This is a genomic window from Sphingobium sp. LMC3-1-1.1 (assembly GCF_040676285.1).
Classification (GTDB): domain Bacteria; phylum Pseudomonadota; class Alphaproteobacteria; order Sphingomonadales; family Sphingomonadaceae; genus Sphingobium.
In genome coordinates this window covers 257,665-276,192 of sequence record NZ_JBEGHQ010000023.1, presented here as the reverse complement: position 1 = coordinate 276,192, position 18,528 = coordinate 257,665, and the positions used below count along the sequence as shown (strand labels likewise).

Sequence of the window (18,528 nt, the reverse complement as noted above, 5' to 3'; positions counted from 1 at the left end):
GATATTGCAACGATGGGCCGTGATCGGCCCGAATGGTCGGTCCGTCAGCCGGCCTTGGCAGGCAGGCCGGGGATCTTGCCGCGAAGGCGGTCCACCGCCGCCTGTCCGCGATTGGCCTGGCCGCCATGCGCAGTGCGGCCCGACGGAAGTTCGCCAGGACGTACCGCCTCGCTCTTCGCCGCTTCGGCGGCAGTGGCAATCGCCGCCTTGTTTTCGCGAGCAAGGCCGATGGCATAGTCGCCAGCGCTGGTGCCTTCGTTGATCGCCTTGGTCAGCGACGCGGACAACGTGCTGTCGCTATCCAGCTCTGCCAGCGCGCTGATGCGCGCGCGCTCCGCCGTGGTGGCGGCGGCCGTGGCCGTCTGGGCCGTTTCCGTTTTCGCGGCGCTCATCTGCGCTTCGGTATAGACCGGCTCGTTACCCGCCGGTGCTTGCGCGTTCGGGTCCATAGTGCTTCCTTTCATTGATCGCGCACCGGGCGCGGGACGGGCAGCACGTCCGGAACTTCCGCTGCCATTCAACAGCGTGGCGAATTCCCGCAGGGATTCGTCCCACGCCATGAACTTGTCGACGAGGCCCTGACCCAGCGCATCCTCGCCGGTATAGAAACGGGCCTCCTGCGCCTCTATCGCGTCTCGGCTCATCACCGGACGCGCTTCCGCGACATGATCGATGAAGCTGGATGCGCAGGCTTTTACCGACGCCTCCAGCCGTTCGCGAACATCCTCTGCCAGTGGCAGAACAGCGGTCCCATCGGCCTTGTGCGCGGCGCTGGTGATCAGGGTCACGGCGATGCCGTCATTCTCCAGGTTCTTCGACCAGTCAGCGTGCATCATGATCGCACCGATAGACCCGACCATGCTGTAGGGCGCGCTGGTGATCTGGCCGGGACTCGCGCAGCTCGCCAACGCATAGCCCGCCGAAGCCGCACATCCACGCACGATCGCCCGGATGGGCATATCTTCGCGGATCGCCAGCAACTGATGGCAAAGCTCCATCAGGTCGACAACCTCGCCGCCCGGCGAATCGATGTCGAGGGCAATTCCCTTCACGCGCCCTTCCCGCCACGCCTCATGCGCGTGACGGATTTTGTAGCTGAGCCCATCATAACCGGTGGCGCCGGAAGCCGGATTGAGCCCGTTCTCCGCCATCAGCGTGCCCCGCGCGGGAATGATCGCCGCGCCGTTCCAGATTTCATACGGATCGAGCACCGCACCCGTATTCCAGTCGCGAGGCGCCAGCGCATCGTCGCCGGGCAATTTCTCCATTTCAGCGTGCGTAGCTACGGCGCGAGCCTGCAGCGTTGCGATCGGCACAGGGGCGCCGCCCTCGCCCTGCATGACAAGCGACGAGACATTGAGACGCGGACCGATCACCCCCAGCACGATCTGCGCCTTCTCAGGCGTGATCATCAACGGCCTGTTGAAGGCACGCTCTGAAATGTCGACGAGCGAGAACGCACGCGCTTGTGGACGGTTCATGATCAATCCCCTTGTGCCGGATCGTCCGGCGGTGATCCGCCCGTATCGCTGCCGCCGCCCTTCGCGTTGGGAATCGGCAGTCGACCGTCGACAAAGCGCTGGTGCTCAGCGGTCCGCACCGTGACGTTGGTGTCATAATCGCCGCCATTGAGGCCGGCGGTGATCTGCGCGCCAGTGGCCCATGCATGAGCCTCATAGACCTCCAGCGCCTTTGCTTCCTGCGCCGGGTTCAGCGAAATCTTGCCGTCGCCGCGATGCCGCACGCGGGACCAGGCCGCGCGGCGCTTGGCGTTGGTCAGGAATCCGGGCATCCGATAGACGCCGCGCACGACCTGTTCGTAGAGCCAGACCTGATAACCGATGTCGCACCAGAGCGAGGACAGCCATTCCCGCTTCGGGAAGACATAGGAGACGTAGAAGCTTTCCAACGCACCCCGGCTTGCCGAATAGCTGGCGGTGAAGTGCAGCAGCAGGATTTCATAGGGCACCTTGGTCGCGGCCGACAACTGCCGGACCATGCCCAGGAAGAATGGATCAAACGCGGGGTTGGGTCGACCCGGAGACTTCACATCGACTTCTGAATCGGTGTCGATCTCCAGTACCTGCCCCGCTTCCATGCGGATATTGCTTTCGGGCCGTGTCGGGATGTCCAGCCCATCGAGCCGGCCATTGCCTTCACCGTCGCCATAATTGGCCTCCGGCATCGCCTGTGCGCCGGGGGACTTGTAGATGATCGCGAGCATGGCGGTCATCACCGCCGCGAACAGCTCAGCTTCCGTCAGGTCCGACACCTGGCGCAGGATTTCGATCACCGGCGCCAGCGCGGGGATGCCACGTGTCTGTCCCGGCCTGCGCTTCGATTTAACAAGGACGACCGTGGGAAGTCCGCTCTTCTCGCCCCACAGCGGCACGCGCACCGTGTCGCCGCTGCGCCGGTTGTACCGCCCGCCATAGGCCCCATCAGGCGCTTTCTTCAGAACATGCACCGCAATGGGTGCATTATAGCCGTCGACTTCGACCCCATCGGTGACGATATTGCCGGTGCCGATGAACGCCGTACCTTCGATATGACCGAAGGGCGAAACGATCCATTCGGCTTCGACCAGCTTCCACGCGCTATAGTGCGATCGGCCGACCTGATCATCGGCCCAGCAGCGGAACGCGGCGACATCGCCAGATTCCAGCACGGCGCGCATGACGATTTCCTGCTGACCATATCCGGTCGCGCCGCGTTCCGCATCGGGATCCGTTGACGACATATAGTCGTCATAATCCTTGCCAAGCTGACGGTTGAGCGCTGCGGCGCCCTCTTCGCTGAGGCCCACTTCGCTGCCGACGATCTCCGGAATCGCCATCAGGCCGGAACCGACCGTGAAGTCGATCGGCCGCTCGATCGCCGCCGTGCCCAGCGGCATGTTCATCGCCGCTTCGCGCGAACGGGCGATCAGATCGTCGCGCTTCGCCGCATCCTGGTTCGGCGTGCGGAGGCGAGCACGCCACCCGCGCGTCTGCCGACGGTTGGTCTGGCCGCCATAATAGCCGCCCTGCCCGGTCACCTTCCCACCCGGTGCAACCGGCGAACCGCTGGCCATCATCGTGCCGGCGTTCAGCGTAGCGCGAGCGACCATACGCCGGGCCCCGCGCTCCGGCGACACTGCCGCGACCATGCGATCGACCAGGGTCATGTGCAGGTCCATCCGATCAGCGCCCCATGATCACGCCGCGGCGCATCCGTCCGCGCACGATCGGCGCGCCGCTGGCGTTGGCGATTTCGTTGCGCAGCCTATCGATCGCGGTCTGGATCGACGACAGAGAGGCGCGCGTCAGCTCCCTGCCGTCGGGCATCTTGTACGACTGATTCCGGAGGACCGCTTTCTCAGCCTCATAATAGGCATCGAGCCGGGCTTGCAGCAGCTCGATCTCCGCCGGGGTGAGGGCCATGAATTGTCTCCGGAAAGCGAGCGGCGCAAAAAGACCCGCCTCCGGGCACCGGGGCGGGTCTTTTCGTGCACAGCTCTTCTGACCTTCTGGCCTATGTCAAATAAACGATTGGGCCGTCAAGTTTGGGAGCCGGAGCAGGGGTAGAGCGGCATTATGCAAAGTAATCGGCATTGGCGCGACTAATAAATCGACCGCATTTATGAGTGACGATGATACCGCACCGCCGCGACACAAATGGCGATCATGACACCAGCAACGACGCTATGGACGCGGGCAACGGGCCGCCGTACATTCATGCGCTTCAGGGGTTGGGGGTGCACTATGGGTTTTCTGTTCTTTCTCGCCATATGGATCGGCTTGATTGTGCTGTGCGCGAAAATGGCGAAGAAACGGAATCGCGATGCTGCGCTATGGGGATTTCTCGGGGCGTTGTTGGGGATTTTCGCCGTTTTGATCTTGCTGATCGCTGGTGAGGCTGACCCGGCGCGGGCGGCGCAACGCGGCAATCTCACCATGCGCAAATGCCCCGCCTGCGCCGAGATGATCAAGGCCGAGGCCATCAAGTGCCGATATTGCGGCAGTGACCTGGAACAGGTCGCCGCTTAACCGCGCGAAACGCGCACCGAACGGCGCGGTCGCTGCATCCGTGATTGCGAGCGTGGCGGCGCTGGCGGCTGTGCCGGCGGCTCATCACCGGTGATGCCATTAGGATCAGGCTGCGGTTCCGGCATCAACTTGCGCGGCGCATCCTTTGGCGGCCGTGCCCATTCCGGGACCCAAGCGAAGCTGGCGTCATTCCCACCGAAGCGGGTGACGACCGCGCACGCCTGAATATAGAGATCCCATGTTTCGTTGGCGCGATGCGGCTCGCGGGTCCACTGCCCGTTGACATTATGCTCGGCGCGCAGCTCAGCCAGATAGGGGAACGACCCGTCATCGGCCTGGGGCAGGTTGTTCGGGAAGGCGATGTAGCCCGGCCCTTCCTCCATCCGCTTCAGGCGGACGTCAGCAATATCCTTGTAGCGATTGACGTTCGGCACGAACAGCTCAGCCTGGGGTGCTCCCTTGATCTGGCGCTTTGCATCGACCGTCGGCGGTGGCAGCAACCTGCCCTTCGGTTTGTTGCCGCCCTTCAACAGGGTAATCGCTGTCGCGGGTAATGGTGGCCGTCCCGATCCGACATCGCCCGACACCATAGCGTGCCACCAGGCGAAGGCATTATCGGTCGCACCATCAAGGCCGCCGGTGTCGATCGACGTGTTCATGATCTTCATGCGGAGCTGGGGCGCGCCAGCCATAGGATAGGTCCGTGACAATACGCGGGCATGCAGCACCGACCAGTCCTCCGGTCGGTTGAACGGCTTGAGCGGACGCTCGCGCCCATTCTCCATCGTCGTCAGCACCGCAAAACGGTCGATGAGCCAGCAACGGAAACCCGCGCCAAAGCCCCACACGGCGACCTCGAAGCGATTCCCCTGCTGGTCGATCGTGGCGATCAGGCACAGCACGCCGGGAGGCACTTCGCCCATCCGATAATAGCTGTTGCGCGCCCGCGTGTAGAGCGCGTCCTCGGTAACAGCCGGCTCGCCGTCTTCGCGTGGCACATAGTTGCGGCCGACGACCGTATTGTCGAACGACACCAGCGATGCCGGATCCTGCTCAATCGCAAAAGCAATCTCGGCCGCGCGCGCCAGCTTCGCGATCTGGGTCCATGGACGAAAGCCCATCAACCCTTCCAGACGAAAGGTCGCGCGATCGGTTCGGATCAGCTCACCAACCTTGCCAATGTTGCTGTCGCGCAGCGACACCGCACGTTCCCCGCGCCCGACCCAGCGCCCCGTTGACATGAGCATGCGCTTATCAGATTGGACATGAGCGCCGCCGCAATCGGATGCGGGACAAACCAAAACCGCACTGGTTGCAGCATCTTCCGCAGTCCCCTGCTTGTCATAATGCAGATGATCGAAGCAGAGGCGGAACGGCGTCCCGCATTGGAGACAATCCACATACCAGCGTTCGTCGGTCCCGCTGGCCACCAGCGCCTCGATACCCTTCGTGCGGCCAAGCGTTGGGCTTGAGTTGGCATATGTCTTCGTGCGGCCATAAGCCGCGAAGCTGCCCATGCGACCTTCCATCAGGCCAAGAGCGCTGCCTTGGTCAGCGACGTCCTTGGCGAACTCCTCATAGTCATCCATGCGCCCGCGGGGGAATGGCTTGGCGCGAAATGTCGGGCCGCCGGGCCACAGGAAATGAAAATCGCAGCCGAGGAAGCGCTTGAGATTGATATTGTCCGCCGACACGCCACCAAGCTGGCGGTCGCGCAATATGCCAGCCCTGCCATCCTCATAGACAGCGAGGTCGAGCATCTTGTCGAACTGCGTCGTTACATAGACGTTGGTTAGGTCTCGCGTCGGTGCGACGAACAGCAGGTCGGCCTGATCATAAAGGACCGTGTGAAGCTGCCAATTATTGCCGATCTCCGACTTGCCCGTCTGACTGGGCCCCATGACGCCGACCACCGAATAGGGGGAATCGCCATGCAGGCAATCCATTGGCCGGTCCAGGCAACGCATGTCGTGCGGGCTTTCATCCCAAGGGCCTGAATAGGCGCCGGGGTTCATCAGCACACGGTGACGGCGGGCAGCTTCGGAAATTGAGACCTTTTCGGGAAAGCGCAGCGCCTCCAGCGCATTCGCCAGCACATCGCGAGCGCTAGCCAAAGATGGAGGGGGAAATGCAGCTTCAAGCATCAGGGTTCGGCCCTCGCGCTTCATCTATTTCGATTGCTGATCCTTCGGCAACGGCCCGAATAAAATCATCCACTGCGCGCCCCAACATACCCTCCAGTGGCACGACGCTTTGCGGCGACAGTCCTTCACGAATCGCGAATTCACCCGGCACTTGCAAAAGACGGCGACGAAGGTTCGCGGCAGCCGACGACAACTCATGAACCATTTCATTCCGGTCGATCAGATCGCCCATCATCTTGCGATATTTGAGCGCGGCCTCCCCGGCTGCATATTCTTCACGCCGTTGCTTTCCCGACATACCGAGCTGCGCAGGTTGCTCGATCTGATCGCCCACAAGATCGAGCCGCAACTGTGCAAGCTGGGCCCGCCGTTCGGCGCTCTGCTGCTCCTCTTCATCCCGCTTGGCCCGCCACCAGGCAACGCCGCCGCGCGCCTCGATCTTATACCCGCGACCCCGATCGCCCCGTTCCAGCAACCAGATCGGCTCGCCCTCGACGACCTTCAAATGGGCGCGAATCGTTTCCCCGGTCACGCCGCACAGATCCGCGAACTCTTCCAGATTGACGATCAGTTCTTGCGGTTGCTCAGTCATGCCCATGCCCTATTCGCGTAATTTTCTTTCGTTCAGTCCAAAACACCAATCAAAAACCCAAGCATTCCCGCCATTTTTGCTCCCCGCGCCGACTGCGCTGCCGCACCGCAATCGGGCTGGAGGGGCCGGGAGGACCCAAGGGGGGTGGGGGTCGAGGCCCCTCGGCCGAGGTCAAGCGAAATCGGAAAGGTGCGAACCGATTGCATCAGGCGTCCCCCTCGCCTGCGGCTTCCCATGGCGCCTGCGGAGCCGAAGGCCGGCGCACCGTGAACCCCATCGACCGAAGGGAGAGCTTCCACGCCAGAGCATCCAGCGCGCTCCACCAGTTGAGATAGTCGAGACGACGACGCGCCAGTTCCTCCCGCGTGACCGTCGGGATGACGCTGCAGAATGTGGGCGAGGTGCCGCGCCCTGTCCGCTCCACCTGCGCGTCCTGCCACGGCTTCACCCACACCGTCGCCCGATACCAGTGCGCTGGCTGCTGCCAGCCCTCTGGACGGCCACCAAGGCGCGCATGGAAAGCCACCATGCGGCCATGGTCGATATCGGCCAGCAGCGCCGCCACGATCTCGGCGGCGCGATGCACGCTGTCCTTCACCATACGGCCTGAATAGTCGATCCGGCATCCCATATGGTTGATGTCGGCAATGGCAGCGCACCCATCGGACGAACGCCCGCCCGCCTCCATACCCGACGCCGCGATCTCGATCGCATGCAAGCCCATGGTGGCGAACCGGTCCACCTTCTGGTCGCGATAGGCCCACGTCGCCAACTCCTCCACGTCCACCGAACCGGTGCGCTCCCATGGCCGTGCCAAGGGCGCGAAGTCCTGTTCGCGAGTGACCCGATGCTCCGGCATCCTGCCTGACCGAATGATCTTCACCATGCGCCGCGCTCCCTTCCACCCATGGAAGGAAGGAGGAAGCATCGCGTCCCCCAACCTTCCACCGCTAAGCCTTTGTCTTTTCCCATTTCTTTTATCCTCATTCGAATATTTGGAAGGATTGGAAGGGTTTAGAATATTCTTGTTTCATGCATGCCTGCGCACGCACGCGCATGTGCGCCGTAGCGTTTCATAAAACCTTCCAAACCTTCCAAACCCGCACAAACCCGCCCTTTCTTCCTTCCGTCGATGCTTCCGCCACCCTTCCAAATGGAAGCATCGTCCTTCGCCCCGCCGCCGCTAGAAGGGCACGTAATCGTCATCATCACCGGGCGGACCGACGTCGTCGGCCGGCGGCGGACTGTCGTCGCGGAACGTCACGACATTGCCGTGCTCGTCGATGAAATCGCTCTTGGACTTGACGAGGCGCAGCCCCAGCCATTGCATCCCGTTCGACTGTTTGTTGTCGAAGCCACGGTCTTTCATGGCCTTGCTGAAGCCCTTCTGCTTCCATTCGACCTCTCCCGCCGCCTTGGCCCAGCCACAGAAGACCTCATAGAGGTGCGAGGACTGAACGCGTCCCGCGGGATCATCGACCGTGCACATGCGCAGGAAGCTGGCCAGCGGGTCGCTGTCGTCGCGATAGGCTTCGGACTGGAGCGTCACATCCTCCGGCTCGACAAAGCCATTCTCCATCCAGTCGATCAGGCCGCGCACCATCCAGGCGAGAATGCCCGGATATTCCTTGGCGAGCCGCGCCGGCAGCATCCGGTCGCGCTCGTGCGGCTCCAGATGCGACTCCCACAGCAGCACCTTCACGCGCCGCCATATGCCCTCCGTCCCCTGCGGGATATCGGGCTTGGCGTTGCACCAGAGCGTCCATTTGAAGGACGGCGTGAAGCGGAAGAAGGAACGGAAATTGTCGCGCGCCAGCATCGGGTCGCCACCCGTGACGCTGTTGATCAGCGCCTCGTTGATCTTCGCGCCCTTGGCCGGCTCACCCGACGTCAGGAAGCGGACACCGGGCAGGCGGACGATATCGGGCGTGGCCTGGTCGCCGCGCTTCTTCGGCCCGTCGTCCATGAAGGTGTCGACATTGGTGATGTCGCCATAATCGCCCACCGCCTCGCGCATCGCGTTGCCGACGGTCGACTTTCCGTTGGCGGCGGTCGGACCCCACCAGATATGGAAGATTTGCTCCCCCATCTCGCCCGTCAGATTATAGCCGCCCCATTGCCGCAGATAGCGCCGCCGTCCCTTGTTCGGCTGCGCCCATCGCACCAGCTTCTGCCATTCGGGCGCCTCCGCCTGCGGATCAAAGTCGCATGCCGTGATCTTCGTCAGCAGGTCTGCCCGATCATGCGGCCGCAACTCGACCCGCGCCGGCCCTTCATCGTCGGCGCGCAGGAAATGCAGCGTGCCGTTCTGGCAGTTGAGCAGCATCGCATTCGTGTCGAACGCGGTGATCTCGACCGTCAGCCACCGCTTCGCCAGATTGGCGATGCAGCCAAGCCGCCCCGACGCCTCCGAAGCGCGCCCCCATCGACCGATCAGGTCGGACAGCAGCACCGGCCCCTTGCCCTTGATGTCGACGATCATGTCGAGCCCGAATTCGGGGCGGCCCTGCGCGTCCCACATGTTGTACTGGAGAATGTCCAGCTTCGACGCGTTCTCCTCCAGCCCATCGAGAATGCCAGGCCGCCGAACGCCGCTATCGCGGATCAGGGCTGCCTCGCGCTGGATGGCGCGCACGGTCTCGAACACCGCGCCCTGCACTTCGGCAGGCGTCACGTCCTTTTCCTGATTGAGCACCTGGTAACGGCGCTGGTCCCACCCCAGCCAGCCCTTGGCCGTGGTGTAGAGATAGTCGCGACCGAAACGCGCCTCGAACCGTTCCGCATTGCCAAGGTCGGTGCGCTCGAAACCCGCGCAGCGCAGGTCGAGCAGCATTGGCGCCAGGTCGAAACCCTTGCGGTCGCCCGCGTCCCAAGCCGCGTCGATATCCTCGACCTTCGCATCGGGACACTCTTCCCGCACCGATGTTATGGCGGCGCGGCCCTTGTAGAAATCGATCAACCCCGCGCCGGCGCGCCGCCCGATGCCCCAGGCGAAGCGGCACAGCTCCGCCGGGGTGCATCCGCGCAGCCTTTCGGTCTCGCGTTCCAGCCACGCCGCCGCGACCCGCATCGCCACCGCGCGCTCCCCCTCCCCCAGCGCGGAGAGAGAGGCCGCCACGCTTCCATTCGGAAGCATGTCATTTTCCGTCAACCCAGGGGGCGGCGGGGGAAAGGCGGCGGCGTAAAGGCCGTCCCATTCGACCCGATATTGCGCGCGGGTTTCCTCGTCCTGGATGCCGGCGGCGAGACGGGCGAGCCGGCGGCGCAACGCGCTGCGACCCTCCGGCGTGGACGTGTCCGCCGCCGCCAGCTCGTCCCGCCACAGGAAATCGAACATGGGCACGGCTGCGTCGAGCACCGCCTCGATCGCGGCGCGACCGCCTTCCCGCTCCAGATCGTCGGGATCCTGCCCGTCCGGCAGCATGGCGACCGACAGCATTCGCCCCGGCCCCACCATCGGCAGGGCGCGTTCGCACGCCTTGGCCGCCGCCTTCCGCCCGGCGGCGTCGCCATCGAACAGCAGCGTGGGATTGTGGAAGATGCGCCAGGCGCGCTCCATCTGGGCTTCCGTCAGCGCCGTCCCCATCGGCGCGACGCACTCGACGATCTCAGCCCGGTCCATGGCGATCGCGTCGAAATAGCCCTCGACGATCACCAGCCTGCGGGCGATGCGCGCGGCCGGCGCGGCGCGATGATGGTTGAACAGCAACCGGCCCTTGTCGAATATCTCGCTGTCGGCGCTGTTCAGATATTTGGGTTCGGGCGTTTCGCCGTCCCGGTTCGGCAACGCGCGCGCGCCAAAGCCGACCACCCGACCGCGCGGATCGTGAATCGGCACCATCAGCCGGCCACGGAAATAATCCCGGCGCAGCCCAGCCTGGTCGCCGCCCTGCTCCACCAGCAGCCCCGCGTCGAGCAGCGCATCGGCCGACGCGCCGCAGCCCGCGACCGAGTTGCGCCAGGACGACAGGCCAAGGCCGAACGCCTCCGCTTGGGCGAGCGTCACGCCCCGGTCGATCAGCCATTGCTTGACGGCGGGCGCGCGATCGAGCTGCTGCGCATAGAAGCGCGCGGCCGCGCCCAGCACATCGCCGGTGCTGGCCGCCTTCGCTTCGCGCTGGGCATGCTCCGGCGACGGCGCGGGGACATCAAGCCCGGCCTTGTCCGCCAACTCCTTCACCGCATCGATGAAGGTCAGGCCCCGATGATCGGTCAGCCACCGGATGGCGTCGCCATGCGCGCCGCAGCCGAAGCAGTGATAGAAACCCTTGTCATCGTTGATCGTGAAGCTGGGCGTCTTTTCATTGTGGAACGGACAGCACGCCTTGTGCTCGCGCCCTGCCTTTTCGACTTTGATCGACCCGCCAATCAGCGCGGACAGCGTCGTCCGATCGCGAAGCTGGTCAAGAAATTGCGGCGACAAGGACACGAATACCCACCCCGAAAATCAGGCAATCAAACACAATGCGACAAGTCGCGGCCGTCAGGCCGACGGCCCGCTATTCCGCTGCCTGGCTAGGCCATGAAAGAGTGAAGATGCGTCGAAACTGAACGTCCCCACGCGGCTTGGGATTGGTGTCGATCTGGATTTTGAACCCGTCGCGAAATGTCCATCCGCCCCGCTGCAGTTCTCTCGCCGTCACCGGCTCCCCACCTGTGACAGAACGGATATTGTCCGGCCTGATCGTCATGCCGCCTCTCCCCTCATGATGTCGACCATGTCGCCAACGGCCTTGTGGACTGGCGCCAGATTGCTTTCGACGCCCACCATGGCGCCGCGCAGGCGATCCTGCGCGATGCGCGCATAATCGTGGTTGAGTTCGATCAGGATGGCGTCGCGGCCCAGCCGGTCGGCAACCATGCCCGTCGTGCCAGCGCCGCCGAAGGGATCGAGAACCGTGCCCCCGGCCGGACAACCGGCCAGGACGCAAGGCACAACCAGCGCAGGCGGAAAGGTGGCGAAATGCGCGCCCGAAAAGCCCTGTATGGCGATTTCCCATGCCATGACATCAGGCGGTACCAATTCAGCGACATCACTTTCGAAGTTGCGGAGCAGGCGCCCTTCGCCGCGACCCAGCGCTGCCAATCCTGTGTTGGAGATATGCCCCTTGTGCCGAGCACTATGACTGCCACGCGGACCAATCTTTTTCACATTGCCGCGACCCGGATCATCCTTCCGCTTGCCCTTTTCCCGACCGCCGCGGTGAAAGACGCCATGCCCTCCAGTGCCCGTATCCCATCCATCGGGTTGCTTGCCGTCGCTGGACGTCGTCCTGGACAGCATCACGGTATCGGCATCGAAATAGGCGCCCAGCCGAACCCAGCGCCGCCCCTCCTGTTCCGGCTTTGTCACCAACGGACAGCGCTCCGACAGATCGGGCGCGAAGCTGATCTCCCCGGTATCCCGCGCCCGCCAGACGTCGCCATCGCCCGACTTCGTCAACAGGAAAATCTTTTCGTGCGCGACCGACGGACGGTAATTGCCGCTACTGTCGGGCATCGCATTGGGCTTGCCCCATACGATTTCCGACCGGACCCACCAGCCCGCATCCTGCAATGCGATAGCAAGCCGGTTCGGCAGCATGCACAGGTCCTTGGGCTTGAGATAGCCTCCCGACACCACCCTGCCTGCATGTTCAGCGCGGGTATTGCCCGTAACCGGATCACATTGCCGTGACCGAACGCTCTTGTGATGGCCGGGATCGTAAACCGGCCCGACCGTGCTGAACGGCTTGTCGCGGAATGTCCTGTCGTCGCTGCCTGCGGCCTTCGTATCGGCCGCGCTGCGCCCATTCGGCGCGGTCGCATAGCAGTCACCATAGTTCACCCAGCAGGTTCCGGTCGGTTTCAATACCCGCCGAACCTCTTCGAATATTTCAACCATGATCGCCAGATGCTCGCCCAGCGTCGGTTCCATGCCGATCTGGCCTTCGACGTCATAATCGCGCAGCCCCCAATAGGGCGGTGACGTCACGCAACAATCGATGCTGTCGGACGGAAGGGTGCGCAACACTTCCAGCGCATCGCCTGTCAATATCCGAACCGTCATGCTTCACCCCCCGGACCAACGATCGCGCCGATCTCGGCCATGATGCGCGTCGCCCGCGCTACGTCCCGGCATCGCGCTCCGGCGCTCGTGCAATCCATGGCGATGCGCGCCAGTTCCTCGACCTTGCGCGCGCGGCGATACAGCTCGCTGGCGGACAGCAAGGCAGGACCGTCGGCGGGATCGAAGGAGCCGGCGACGCCCATTAATCACCCATCGCCCGCGCCATCTTGGCGCTGGCCGTGGTCACTAGAACCTCATAAGCCGCATCAATCTCTTCTTCGCTGTATCTTGTGCCATTGGCTTTAAAGCTGCATTTCACGGCGCTCAGCATCCAGGCGGATATTCCCGCTATGACAGCCAAGGCTGCTTCAGGCTTGGGATCACACCGATCGAGACGATCAGAAAGTTCGCCGGTCGTTTCCAGCACGATGCTGCGAAGGCTCGCATCATGGTAGAATCTTGCGGCACTCACCCGCAACCCTTCGGCTTTGATCTGGCTGACATGATCCATCGCTCAAACCCTCATCGGCATGAGCACATAGAAGGACGCGGCCTGTTCATCGTCGCGCCAGAGCGTCGGGCCGGACTGGTCGCCCATCAGCACTTCGGCGCTGCCCGCGTTCAGATGGTCGAGCACCGCCAGCAGATAGCTGCCGTTGAAGCCGATCGTCAGCGGGTCGCCCTCATGCTCGACCGCCAGCTCTTCCGTGCCGCGCCCATTTTCGGGGCTGACCGATTCCAGTTGCAGCAGATCGCCGCCGAACGCCGCCTTCACCAGCCGCGTCTTTTCGGTCGTGACGACGATCACCCGGTCGACCGCTTCGCGCAGGACCGACGGCACAAATTCGCAGCGCTTGTCGGTGCCGATGGGGATCACGCGGGTGTAATCGGGATATTGGCCGTCGATCAGCTTGGTCGTCAGCGTCACCGTGCCGAAGTCGAACCGCGCTTTCTTGCCATCGGTGGCAAACCTGACCATCGGGGAGACACCGTCGTCGCCGGGCTTCAGCTCGTCCAGCAGCTTGGCGACCAGGCCCACGGCCTTGCGACCAAGGATCATGGGCGATAGCCCCTCGCCGCCCTCCGGCATGTCCGTGCGGAACACGGCCAGCCGATGCCCGTCCGTAGCGGCGGCGCCCAGCAATCCCGCCGGGGTCTGGTGCAGATAGAGGCCGTTCAGATAATAACGCGCCTCCTCGTTCGCCATGGCGAAACCGACGCGGTCGATCATCTGCGTCCATAAAGACGCGGGACATTCGAACTCGTGCTGCCATTCGGGCGAGCCCAGAATCGGGAAATCCTGGACGGGCAGCGTCGGCAACCGGAACCGCGCCCTGCCGGCGCTGACGATCAACTGGTTGCCGTCGTGCACCATGGTCGCCAGGGCGTCGGCCGGCAGCTTCTTGGCGATGTCCTCCAGCAGCTTGGCGCCGACGGTCACGGCGATGCCCCGCGCCTTCTGCGCCTCCACCGTGGCCTCGATCATCATGTCGAGGTCGGTGCCCGTCAGATACAATCGCCGTCCGTCGCAATTGATCAGCACGTTGACGAGGATGGGAATGATGTTGCGCCCCTCGATCACGCCGGACACCGCCTTCATCGCGGCGCGGAGCTGCTTTACGCCCACTTCGATGATCGGCGGATTGATGGGCGCCTTGCCCTTTCCGGCCGTGCCCTGTTCGTCACCCTCTGCCGGCGGCTCCGCCGTCGTGCTGGCTTTCGCCATCATTCTGTCTCCTGCTTGATGCCAAGCCCTTCCTCGAACCGGTCGAGGAATTCGGCGATAGGGCGCGTGAATTTGAGGCGCGACAGCGCGTTGAGGCAGTAGACCGCCACCAGTTCATTGCCGCTTTCGGTATGGGCCAGCGCCAGCAACTGGTAGGAATCGCCGCTGCCGCGATGAACGAAATTCTTGCCCACCAGCTTGCGATGCTCCTCATGCTCCGCCAGCAGCCGCTCCATCGATTTGCGCTGGTCGGCCTGCGCCGCCGCAGGCTTGCGTGCTCTGCTCATGCCGCCTCTTCCTCCCCATCAAGCTGTTCCACCCAAAGACCAGCCTCGATCAGCCGCCGCATCGCCTGCACCGGCCGCTCCCCCGCGGCCGCCGCGCTGAGGCAGAGCCGGTCCCACAGGTCGCTCCATTGCGAGCGCGCTATCTGCGCGGCCGCGAGCTGGTCGTCGCTGAGCGCCGCATGCTGGATCTGCGCGCCGATCGACAGGCCGGTCAGCGCCGCGTCGACCGCACCCCTGGTCAGCCCGCCGCCTCCGGTCACCCGCGCCGCCATCCGGTTCACGCCGATCGCCGCCGCTTCGGCATTCACCGCGGCGGCGACCGGTCGGACCGCCCGCGCCGGCGCCGCCGCGATCGACCGGGCCTGCATGGAGGCGGCTTCCTCGCCCAGCGCGACGCGGCGCGCCTGCGCGACATCCTCGTCGCCCATGCCGTCGGGCCAGCGCGCCATCAGCGCCCTCACCATCAGCGCCGGCACCGACCGCACCGTCAGCCGCTTGCGCAGCAGCGCGACGAAGCCGGCATGGCGGAACAGCCATTCGCCCACCCTGGTCTCGGCAACCAGATTGCGCGCGCACCAACCCTCGATCGCCTGCAGCAGCGCCATCGCCTCCCCACTGCGCAGCGGAGCGCCCCGGCCGCTGGCCAGGCAGCGTTCGGCGTGCAGGAAGGCGTCGCCGTCCAGCAACGCCACCAGGTCGGATGGCGGCGGAACCAAAACGGGGACATCCCGCTCCAGCATGGATGGCGAAAGGTCGAACCCGGCAAAGCATATCTTGCCGGTGTTGCGCAGGACGCGCAGCGCATCCTGGAAAGTCGCCTTGTCGAGGCCGGTCGCGACGCGCAGCTTCGATGCGGTCCAACCGGCAGACGGATGCTGTTCCCGCAGCACCGCGACGATTTTCGCCTGGGCCGGGTTCATGCCGCGATCCATTCAGCCGCATCATCGTCATTGGCGAAGTCGACCGAGGCCAGCGCGCGCGCCATGACCGGGCTGACACTGTTGCCGCACATGCGGACCTGCGCCGTCTTCGTCAGCGGACGGCCGTTGACCTCCAGCTCGATGATGTAATCAGCGGGGAACCCCTGGGCGAGGAACAGTTCGCGCGGGCTGAGCATCCGCATGCCGATATCGACGATCGCATATTCTTCGCCGGCGATCGTCACCGTGACGAGGCCGAAGCGATCCTTCGTCGTCACCGCGCCCAGCGGCGCAGCAAGGCCGTGGCCGTCATGCTCATTGCCATAATATTTGACGAGGAAGGCGCGGACCTCGGCATGATGCAGGCCCCCGGCGCTGACCGTGTGCAGCGGCGTGTCGGTGGGCTGGCCGTCCTTCGACGTGCCCCGCAGCTTGACGATATGGCTGGCGACAAGCTGCTGTTGCGTGCCGCGTCCAGTGATCGTGCTGACCGGCAACCGGGCATCATGGCCCGCGTGCAGCCCGCCCCTCGGCATGCTGTTGTGCTGCGCCATGAAGGCTGCGACCAGGCATGCGTCTGCCTTGGCAGTCACGGTCGGAAAAGGAGCGCGGGGATCAACCGGGCCGCTTTGACCGCGACGGCCACCACATCCAACGATCGTGGGCGCCACGAGCGCAATCTCTCCGCGATGCGCGCCGGTCACGGTCGGCAGGGGATCTTCTGGACCATAGACCCGTTCGGAGCTGCCATGATGGGTGAGCGGTGCGAAATAGGGCGTGACCACGGCGAACTCCCCGCCCTTCGCGGTCGTGATGGTGCGCAGCGGCTCGTCACCGGCATAGGCGCGGCCTGCTGCCCAGCTGCTATTGCAGACCGGCACGATGAACGGATGCGGCGCGTTGATGACATAGCGCATGATCCCCGCAGCGATACGGCGGCAGGTGGCATCCTTCAGCGGGCGGGCACGCTCGAAGATCGACGGGCAGGGAATCGACCAGTCGATAATCTCGGCCGCCGTGCGCCAAGGCAGCAGACGACCGCTAAGCACCGCCGGACTGCCGGGATTACCATGCGTCGGCTTCGGCCAACTGATCCTGCGTCCGTCGCAGCGCGCTTTCAGGAACAGGCGCTTGCGCGAAGTCGGCGCGCCATAGTCGCACGCCCGCAACTCCTTCCACTGCACACGGTATCCAGCGCGCCGCAGCTTCGCGACCCACTGGTTGAACGTCTTGCCCTTGCGAGCCGAACAAGGGCGCCCGTCATCACCAAGCGGCCCCCATGTACGAAATTCCTCGACATTCTCCAGCCAGATCACTGCCGGGCGCAGCGCCGGGCCGAGCCGATCGATCCAGTGATGCACGACCCATGCAAGGTCGCGGATATTCTTCTCCACCGGCTTGCCGCCCTTGGCCTTGCTGAAATGCTTGCAGTCGGGCGAGAACCATGCGCCACGCACCGGATGCGCCCGCGCCACGCCGTCATCGTCGGCCCAGGTCACGGCCTCCAGCGGGTCGATGCTCCACACGCTCTGGCAATGATGACGGGTGCGGGGATGATTGGCGGCATGCATCGCCACCGCTTCCGGATCATGGTTTATGGCGACATGGACCTCGATCCCGGCCTGCTCCAGCCCGGTGGAGGCGCCGCCACCGCCCGCGAAATTGTCGACGTTGATGCCGACGGACCAGTCGCGTTCCAGCGGACCGCGCGCGTCGTCGAGAAGGCTCACTGTTTTCATCAGCCGCGTTCCATGGAGACACAGGACAAGGGGTCGGCGGGAGCCGGTGCGACCCGAAGGGCGGCTCCCGCCGTGCCGGGTGGGGTGAACGAGGCCCCGGCAGAAACATCGAAACATTTGTCGAAGAGGAGCGCGCGAAGATCGCCCACCGTCACCAGCGACAGCAGCTCCTCGTCACCGATCCGCACGCCGAAGCGGTCTTCGACCTCCAGCGCCAGGCTCATCAGGTCGATCTGGTCGAAATGAAGGTCGCGCACCAGACGCTTGTCCCGGTCGAGCGCATCCTCGTCGGAAAGGTGCACGCCCCTGATGCGACACAGCATCGCCGCGACCTGGTCGGGCAGCGACGCGATCATGCGGATTCTCTCGCGAGGCGATCGCCAAGCGCCCGGTCCGACAGCGCGCCGGAGATCGACGCCACCAGCGCCTCCGCATCCGCCTCGGAAATGGCCGCCATGCCGTCGGGCGTGGCGATCAGTATCTCGCGGGTCGCGGGCCGGTAGATCGCGATGACGCAGGTCGAAAACCGCCACTGCTGCTGCCGGGGCAGATGCGCCGTGGCGCGGAACATCTCCATCCGTCCCGAATGGACGCAGGCGCCACAGAAGAGGGCGAGGCCGTCGCCGGCGATGAACAGGGCGTCCCAGCCCGCCGGCAGGGAGGGGAACGCAACGCCCTGGTGCATCGCGTCGCAGGTGCAGCACTGCACCAGGTCGCCATGCATGCGGCGATCGGCCGCGATCGGAAAGCCCTCGCCGCTCATGCCGTCACCTGCCGGCTGCTGCGCTGCGCGATATAGTCGTGGGTGTGGCGCCCCAATTCCTTCCTGCCGTGGAACAGGTAGATATAGCCCTGCTCCGCAAGCTTCTTGAGTTCGTCATTGACCTCTTCGCTGGCGACATGGGTCGCGTGCTCGCCATGGCCGTAAAGCAGCCGCGCGCCAGGCTGCGCGGCCAGCACCCATTCGATCAGATCCTCGCGATTGATCCGGCGCCCCGCGGCGACCCGCTTTGCGCCCTGTTCCGCTCCGCCCCCATGCATGC

Annotated in this window: 18 protein-coding genes; 1 reads left to right on the top strand and 17 read right to left on the bottom strand. The window is 64.5% G+C overall.

All coding sequences use genetic code 11. The features are described 5' to 3' along the window. Window positions 1-44: 44 nt before the first annotated feature. Genes MRBLMC3_RS14675 through MRBLMC3_RS14665 form a run of 3 tightly spaced genes read right to left on the bottom strand, consistent with a single transcriptional unit; the run spans window position 45 to window position 3,422 of the window. Window positions 45-1,481, bottom strand: a complete 1,437-nt coding sequence (locus tag MRBLMC3_RS14675) for a S49 family peptidase (protein WP_363829954.1) — start codon at window positions 1,479-1,481, stop codon at window positions 45-47. A gap of 2 nt (window positions 1,482-1,483) precedes the next feature. Continuing rightward, window positions 1,484-3,166, bottom strand: a complete 1,683-nt coding sequence (locus MRBLMC3_RS14670; RefSeq protein ID WP_363829951.1) for a phage portal protein — start codon at window positions 3,164-3,166, stop codon at window positions 1,484-1,486. A gap of 16 nt (window positions 3,167-3,182) precedes the next feature. Then, window positions 3,183-3,422, bottom strand: a complete 240-nt coding sequence (locus tag MRBLMC3_RS14665) for a hypothetical protein (RefSeq protein WP_363829948.1) — start codon at window positions 3,420-3,422, stop codon at window positions 3,183-3,185. A gap of 321 nt (window positions 3,423-3,743) precedes the next feature. On the opposite strand from MRBLMC3_RS14665, the gene MRBLMC3_RS14660 reads away from it, so the two are divergent. After that, window positions 3,744-4,028 (top strand): zinc ribbon domain-containing protein, encoded by a 285-nt coding sequence (locus tag MRBLMC3_RS14660; protein WP_363829945.1) that lies wholly within the window; start codon window positions 3,744-3,746, stop codon window positions 4,026-4,028. On the opposite strand, the gene MRBLMC3_RS14655 is transcribed toward MRBLMC3_RS14660, so the two are convergent. From MRBLMC3_RS14655 to MRBLMC3_RS14590, 14 genes are all read right to left on the bottom strand, one after another. After that, on the bottom strand, window positions 4,025-6,124 hold the full coding sequence (locus tag MRBLMC3_RS14655; RefSeq protein ID WP_363829942.1) for a terminase gpA endonuclease subunit: 2,100 nt from the start codon (window positions 6,122-6,124) through the stop codon (window positions 4,025-4,027). The genes MRBLMC3_RS14660 and MRBLMC3_RS14655 overlap by 4 nt on opposite strands. Window positions 6,125-6,164: 40 nt before the next feature. After that, the gene (locus MRBLMC3_RS14650; RefSeq protein WP_363829940.1) at window positions 6,165-6,770 is read right to left on the bottom strand and encodes a hypothetical protein; all 606 of its coding nucleotides are present in this window, start codon (window positions 6,768-6,770) and stop codon (window positions 6,165-6,167) included. 199 nt (window positions 6,771-6,969) lie between these two features. After that, a complete protein-coding gene (locus tag MRBLMC3_RS14645; protein ID WP_363829938.1) occupies window positions 6,970-7,650 on the bottom strand; it encodes a hypothetical protein in 681 nt (226 codons plus the stop codon). Window positions 7,651-7,947: 297 nt separating this feature from the next. Then, complete coding sequence (dnaG, locus tag MRBLMC3_RS14640) at window positions 7,948-11,187, bottom strand: DNA primase (protein WP_363829935.1); 3,240 nt, start codon at window positions 11,185-11,187, stop codon at window positions 7,948-7,950. Window positions 11,188-11,451: 264 nt separating this feature from the next. Next, complete coding sequence (locus tag MRBLMC3_RS14635) at window positions 11,452-12,813, bottom strand: DNA-methyltransferase (RefSeq protein WP_363829933.1); 1,362 nt, start codon at window positions 12,811-12,813, stop codon at window positions 11,452-11,454. Beyond that, the gene (locus tag MRBLMC3_RS14630) at window positions 12,810-13,016 is read right to left on the bottom strand and encodes a hypothetical protein (RefSeq protein WP_363829931.1); all 207 of its coding nucleotides are present in this window, start codon (window positions 13,014-13,016) and stop codon (window positions 12,810-12,812) included. The genes MRBLMC3_RS14635 and MRBLMC3_RS14630 overlap by 4 nt, the downstream gene beginning before the upstream one ends. Next, entirely contained in the window at window positions 13,016-13,324 is a 309-nt protein-coding gene (locus MRBLMC3_RS14625) for a hypothetical protein (RefSeq protein WP_363829930.1), read from the bottom strand. Before MRBLMC3_RS14625 ends, MRBLMC3_RS14630 begins: the two co-directional genes overlap by 1 nt. A gap of 3 nt (window positions 13,325-13,327) precedes the next feature. Then, window positions 13,328-14,542, bottom strand: a complete 1,215-nt coding sequence (gene dnaN / locus MRBLMC3_RS14620) for a DNA polymerase III subunit beta (protein WP_363829928.1) — start codon at window positions 14,540-14,542, stop codon at window positions 13,328-13,330. Further along, a complete protein-coding gene (locus tag MRBLMC3_RS14615; protein WP_363829926.1) occupies window positions 14,539-14,826 on the bottom strand; it encodes a hypothetical protein in 288 nt (95 codons plus the stop codon). Before MRBLMC3_RS14615 ends, dnaN begins: the two co-directional genes overlap by 4 nt. Continuing rightward, window positions 14,823-15,746, bottom strand: a complete 924-nt coding sequence (locus MRBLMC3_RS14610; RefSeq protein WP_363829924.1) for a hypothetical protein — start codon at window positions 15,744-15,746, stop codon at window positions 14,823-14,825. Before MRBLMC3_RS14610 ends, MRBLMC3_RS14615 begins: the two co-directional genes overlap by 4 nt. After that, complete coding sequence (locus MRBLMC3_RS14605; RefSeq protein ID WP_363829921.1) at window positions 15,743-17,485, bottom strand: DNA cytosine methyltransferase; 1,743 nt, start codon at window positions 17,483-17,485, stop codon at window positions 15,743-15,745. The genes MRBLMC3_RS14610 and MRBLMC3_RS14605 overlap by 4 nt, the downstream gene beginning before the upstream one ends. Continuing rightward, window positions 17,485-17,841: an acyl carrier protein gene (locus MRBLMC3_RS14600; RefSeq protein ID WP_363829918.1), complete on the bottom strand. Its 357-nt coding sequence runs from the start codon at window positions 17,839-17,841 to the stop codon at window positions 17,485-17,487. The genes MRBLMC3_RS14605 and MRBLMC3_RS14600 overlap by 1 nt, the downstream gene beginning before the upstream one ends. Beyond that, window positions 17,838-18,248: a hypothetical protein gene (locus tag MRBLMC3_RS14595; protein ID WP_363829916.1), complete on the bottom strand. Its 411-nt coding sequence runs from the start codon at window positions 18,246-18,248 to the stop codon at window positions 17,838-17,840. The genes MRBLMC3_RS14600 and MRBLMC3_RS14595 overlap by 4 nt, the downstream gene beginning before the upstream one ends. After that, on the bottom strand, window positions 18,245-18,526 hold the full coding sequence (locus MRBLMC3_RS14590; protein ID WP_363829914.1) for a hypothetical protein: 282 nt from the start codon (window positions 18,524-18,526) through the stop codon (window positions 18,245-18,247). The genes MRBLMC3_RS14595 and MRBLMC3_RS14590 overlap by 4 nt, the downstream gene beginning before the upstream one ends. Between the last annotated feature and the right edge of the window lie 2 nt (window positions 18,527-18,528).

What these genes read in the sequence shown, in the direction of transcription:
- MRBLMC3_RS14675 (WP_363829954.1), bottom strand. Translation starts at nt 1,481, where the DNA reads ATGAACCGTCCACAAGCGCGTGCGTTCTCGCTCGTCGACATTTCAGAG.
- MRBLMC3_RS14670 (WP_363829951.1), bottom strand. Translation starts at nt 3,166, where the DNA reads ATGACCCTGGTCGATCGCATGGTCGCGGCAGTGTCGCCGGAGCGCGGG.
- MRBLMC3_RS14665 (WP_363829948.1), bottom strand. Translation starts at nt 3,422, where the DNA reads ATGGCCCTCACCCCGGCGGAGATCGAGCTGCTGCAAGCCCGGCTCGAT.
- MRBLMC3_RS14660 (WP_363829945.1), top strand. Translation starts at nt 3,744, where the DNA reads ATGGGTTTTCTGTTCTTTCTCGCCATATGGATCGGCTTGATTGTGCTG.
- MRBLMC3_RS14650 (WP_363829940.1), bottom strand. Translation starts at nt 6,770, where the DNA reads ATGGGCATGACTGAGCAACCGCAAGAACTGATCGTCAATCTGGAAGAG.
- MRBLMC3_RS14645 (WP_363829938.1), bottom strand. Translation starts at nt 7,650, where the DNA reads ATGGTGAAGATCATTCGGTCAGGCAGGATGCCGGAGCATCGGGTCACT.
- MRBLMC3_RS14635 (WP_363829933.1), bottom strand. Translation starts at nt 12,813, where the DNA reads ATGACGGTTCGGATATTGACAGGCGATGCGCTGGAAGTGTTGCGCACC.
- MRBLMC3_RS14630 (WP_363829931.1), bottom strand. Translation starts at nt 13,016, where the DNA reads ATGGGCGTCGCCGGCTCCTTCGATCCCGCCGACGGTCCTGCCTTGCTG.
- MRBLMC3_RS14625 (WP_363829930.1), bottom strand. Translation starts at nt 13,324, where the DNA reads ATGGATCATGTCAGCCAGATCAAAGCCGAAGGGTTGCGGGTGAGTGCC.
- dnaN (WP_363829928.1), bottom strand. Translation starts at nt 14,542, where the DNA reads ATGATGGCGAAAGCCAGCACGACGGCGGAGCCGCCGGCAGAGGGTGAC.
- MRBLMC3_RS14615 (WP_363829926.1), bottom strand. Translation starts at nt 14,826, where the DNA reads ATGAGCAGAGCACGCAAGCCTGCGGCGGCGCAGGCCGACCAGCGCAAA.
- MRBLMC3_RS14610 (WP_363829924.1), bottom strand. Translation starts at nt 15,746, where the DNA reads ATGAACCCGGCCCAGGCGAAAATCGTCGCGGTGCTGCGGGAACAGCAT.
- MRBLMC3_RS14605 (WP_363829921.1), bottom strand. Translation starts at nt 17,485, where the DNA reads ATGAAAACAGTGAGCCTTCTCGACGACGCGCGCGGTCCGCTGGAACGC.
- MRBLMC3_RS14600 (WP_363829918.1), bottom strand. Translation starts at nt 17,841, where the DNA reads ATGATCGCGTCGCTGCCCGACCAGGTCGCGGCGATGCTGTGTCGCATC.
- MRBLMC3_RS14595 (WP_363829916.1), bottom strand. Translation starts at nt 18,248, where the DNA reads ATGAGCGGCGAGGGCTTTCCGATCGCGGCCGATCGCCGCATGCATGGC.
- MRBLMC3_RS14590 (WP_363829914.1), bottom strand. Translation starts at nt 18,526, where the DNA reads ATGCATGGGGGCGGAGCGGAACAGGGCGCAAAGCGGGTCGCCGCGGGG.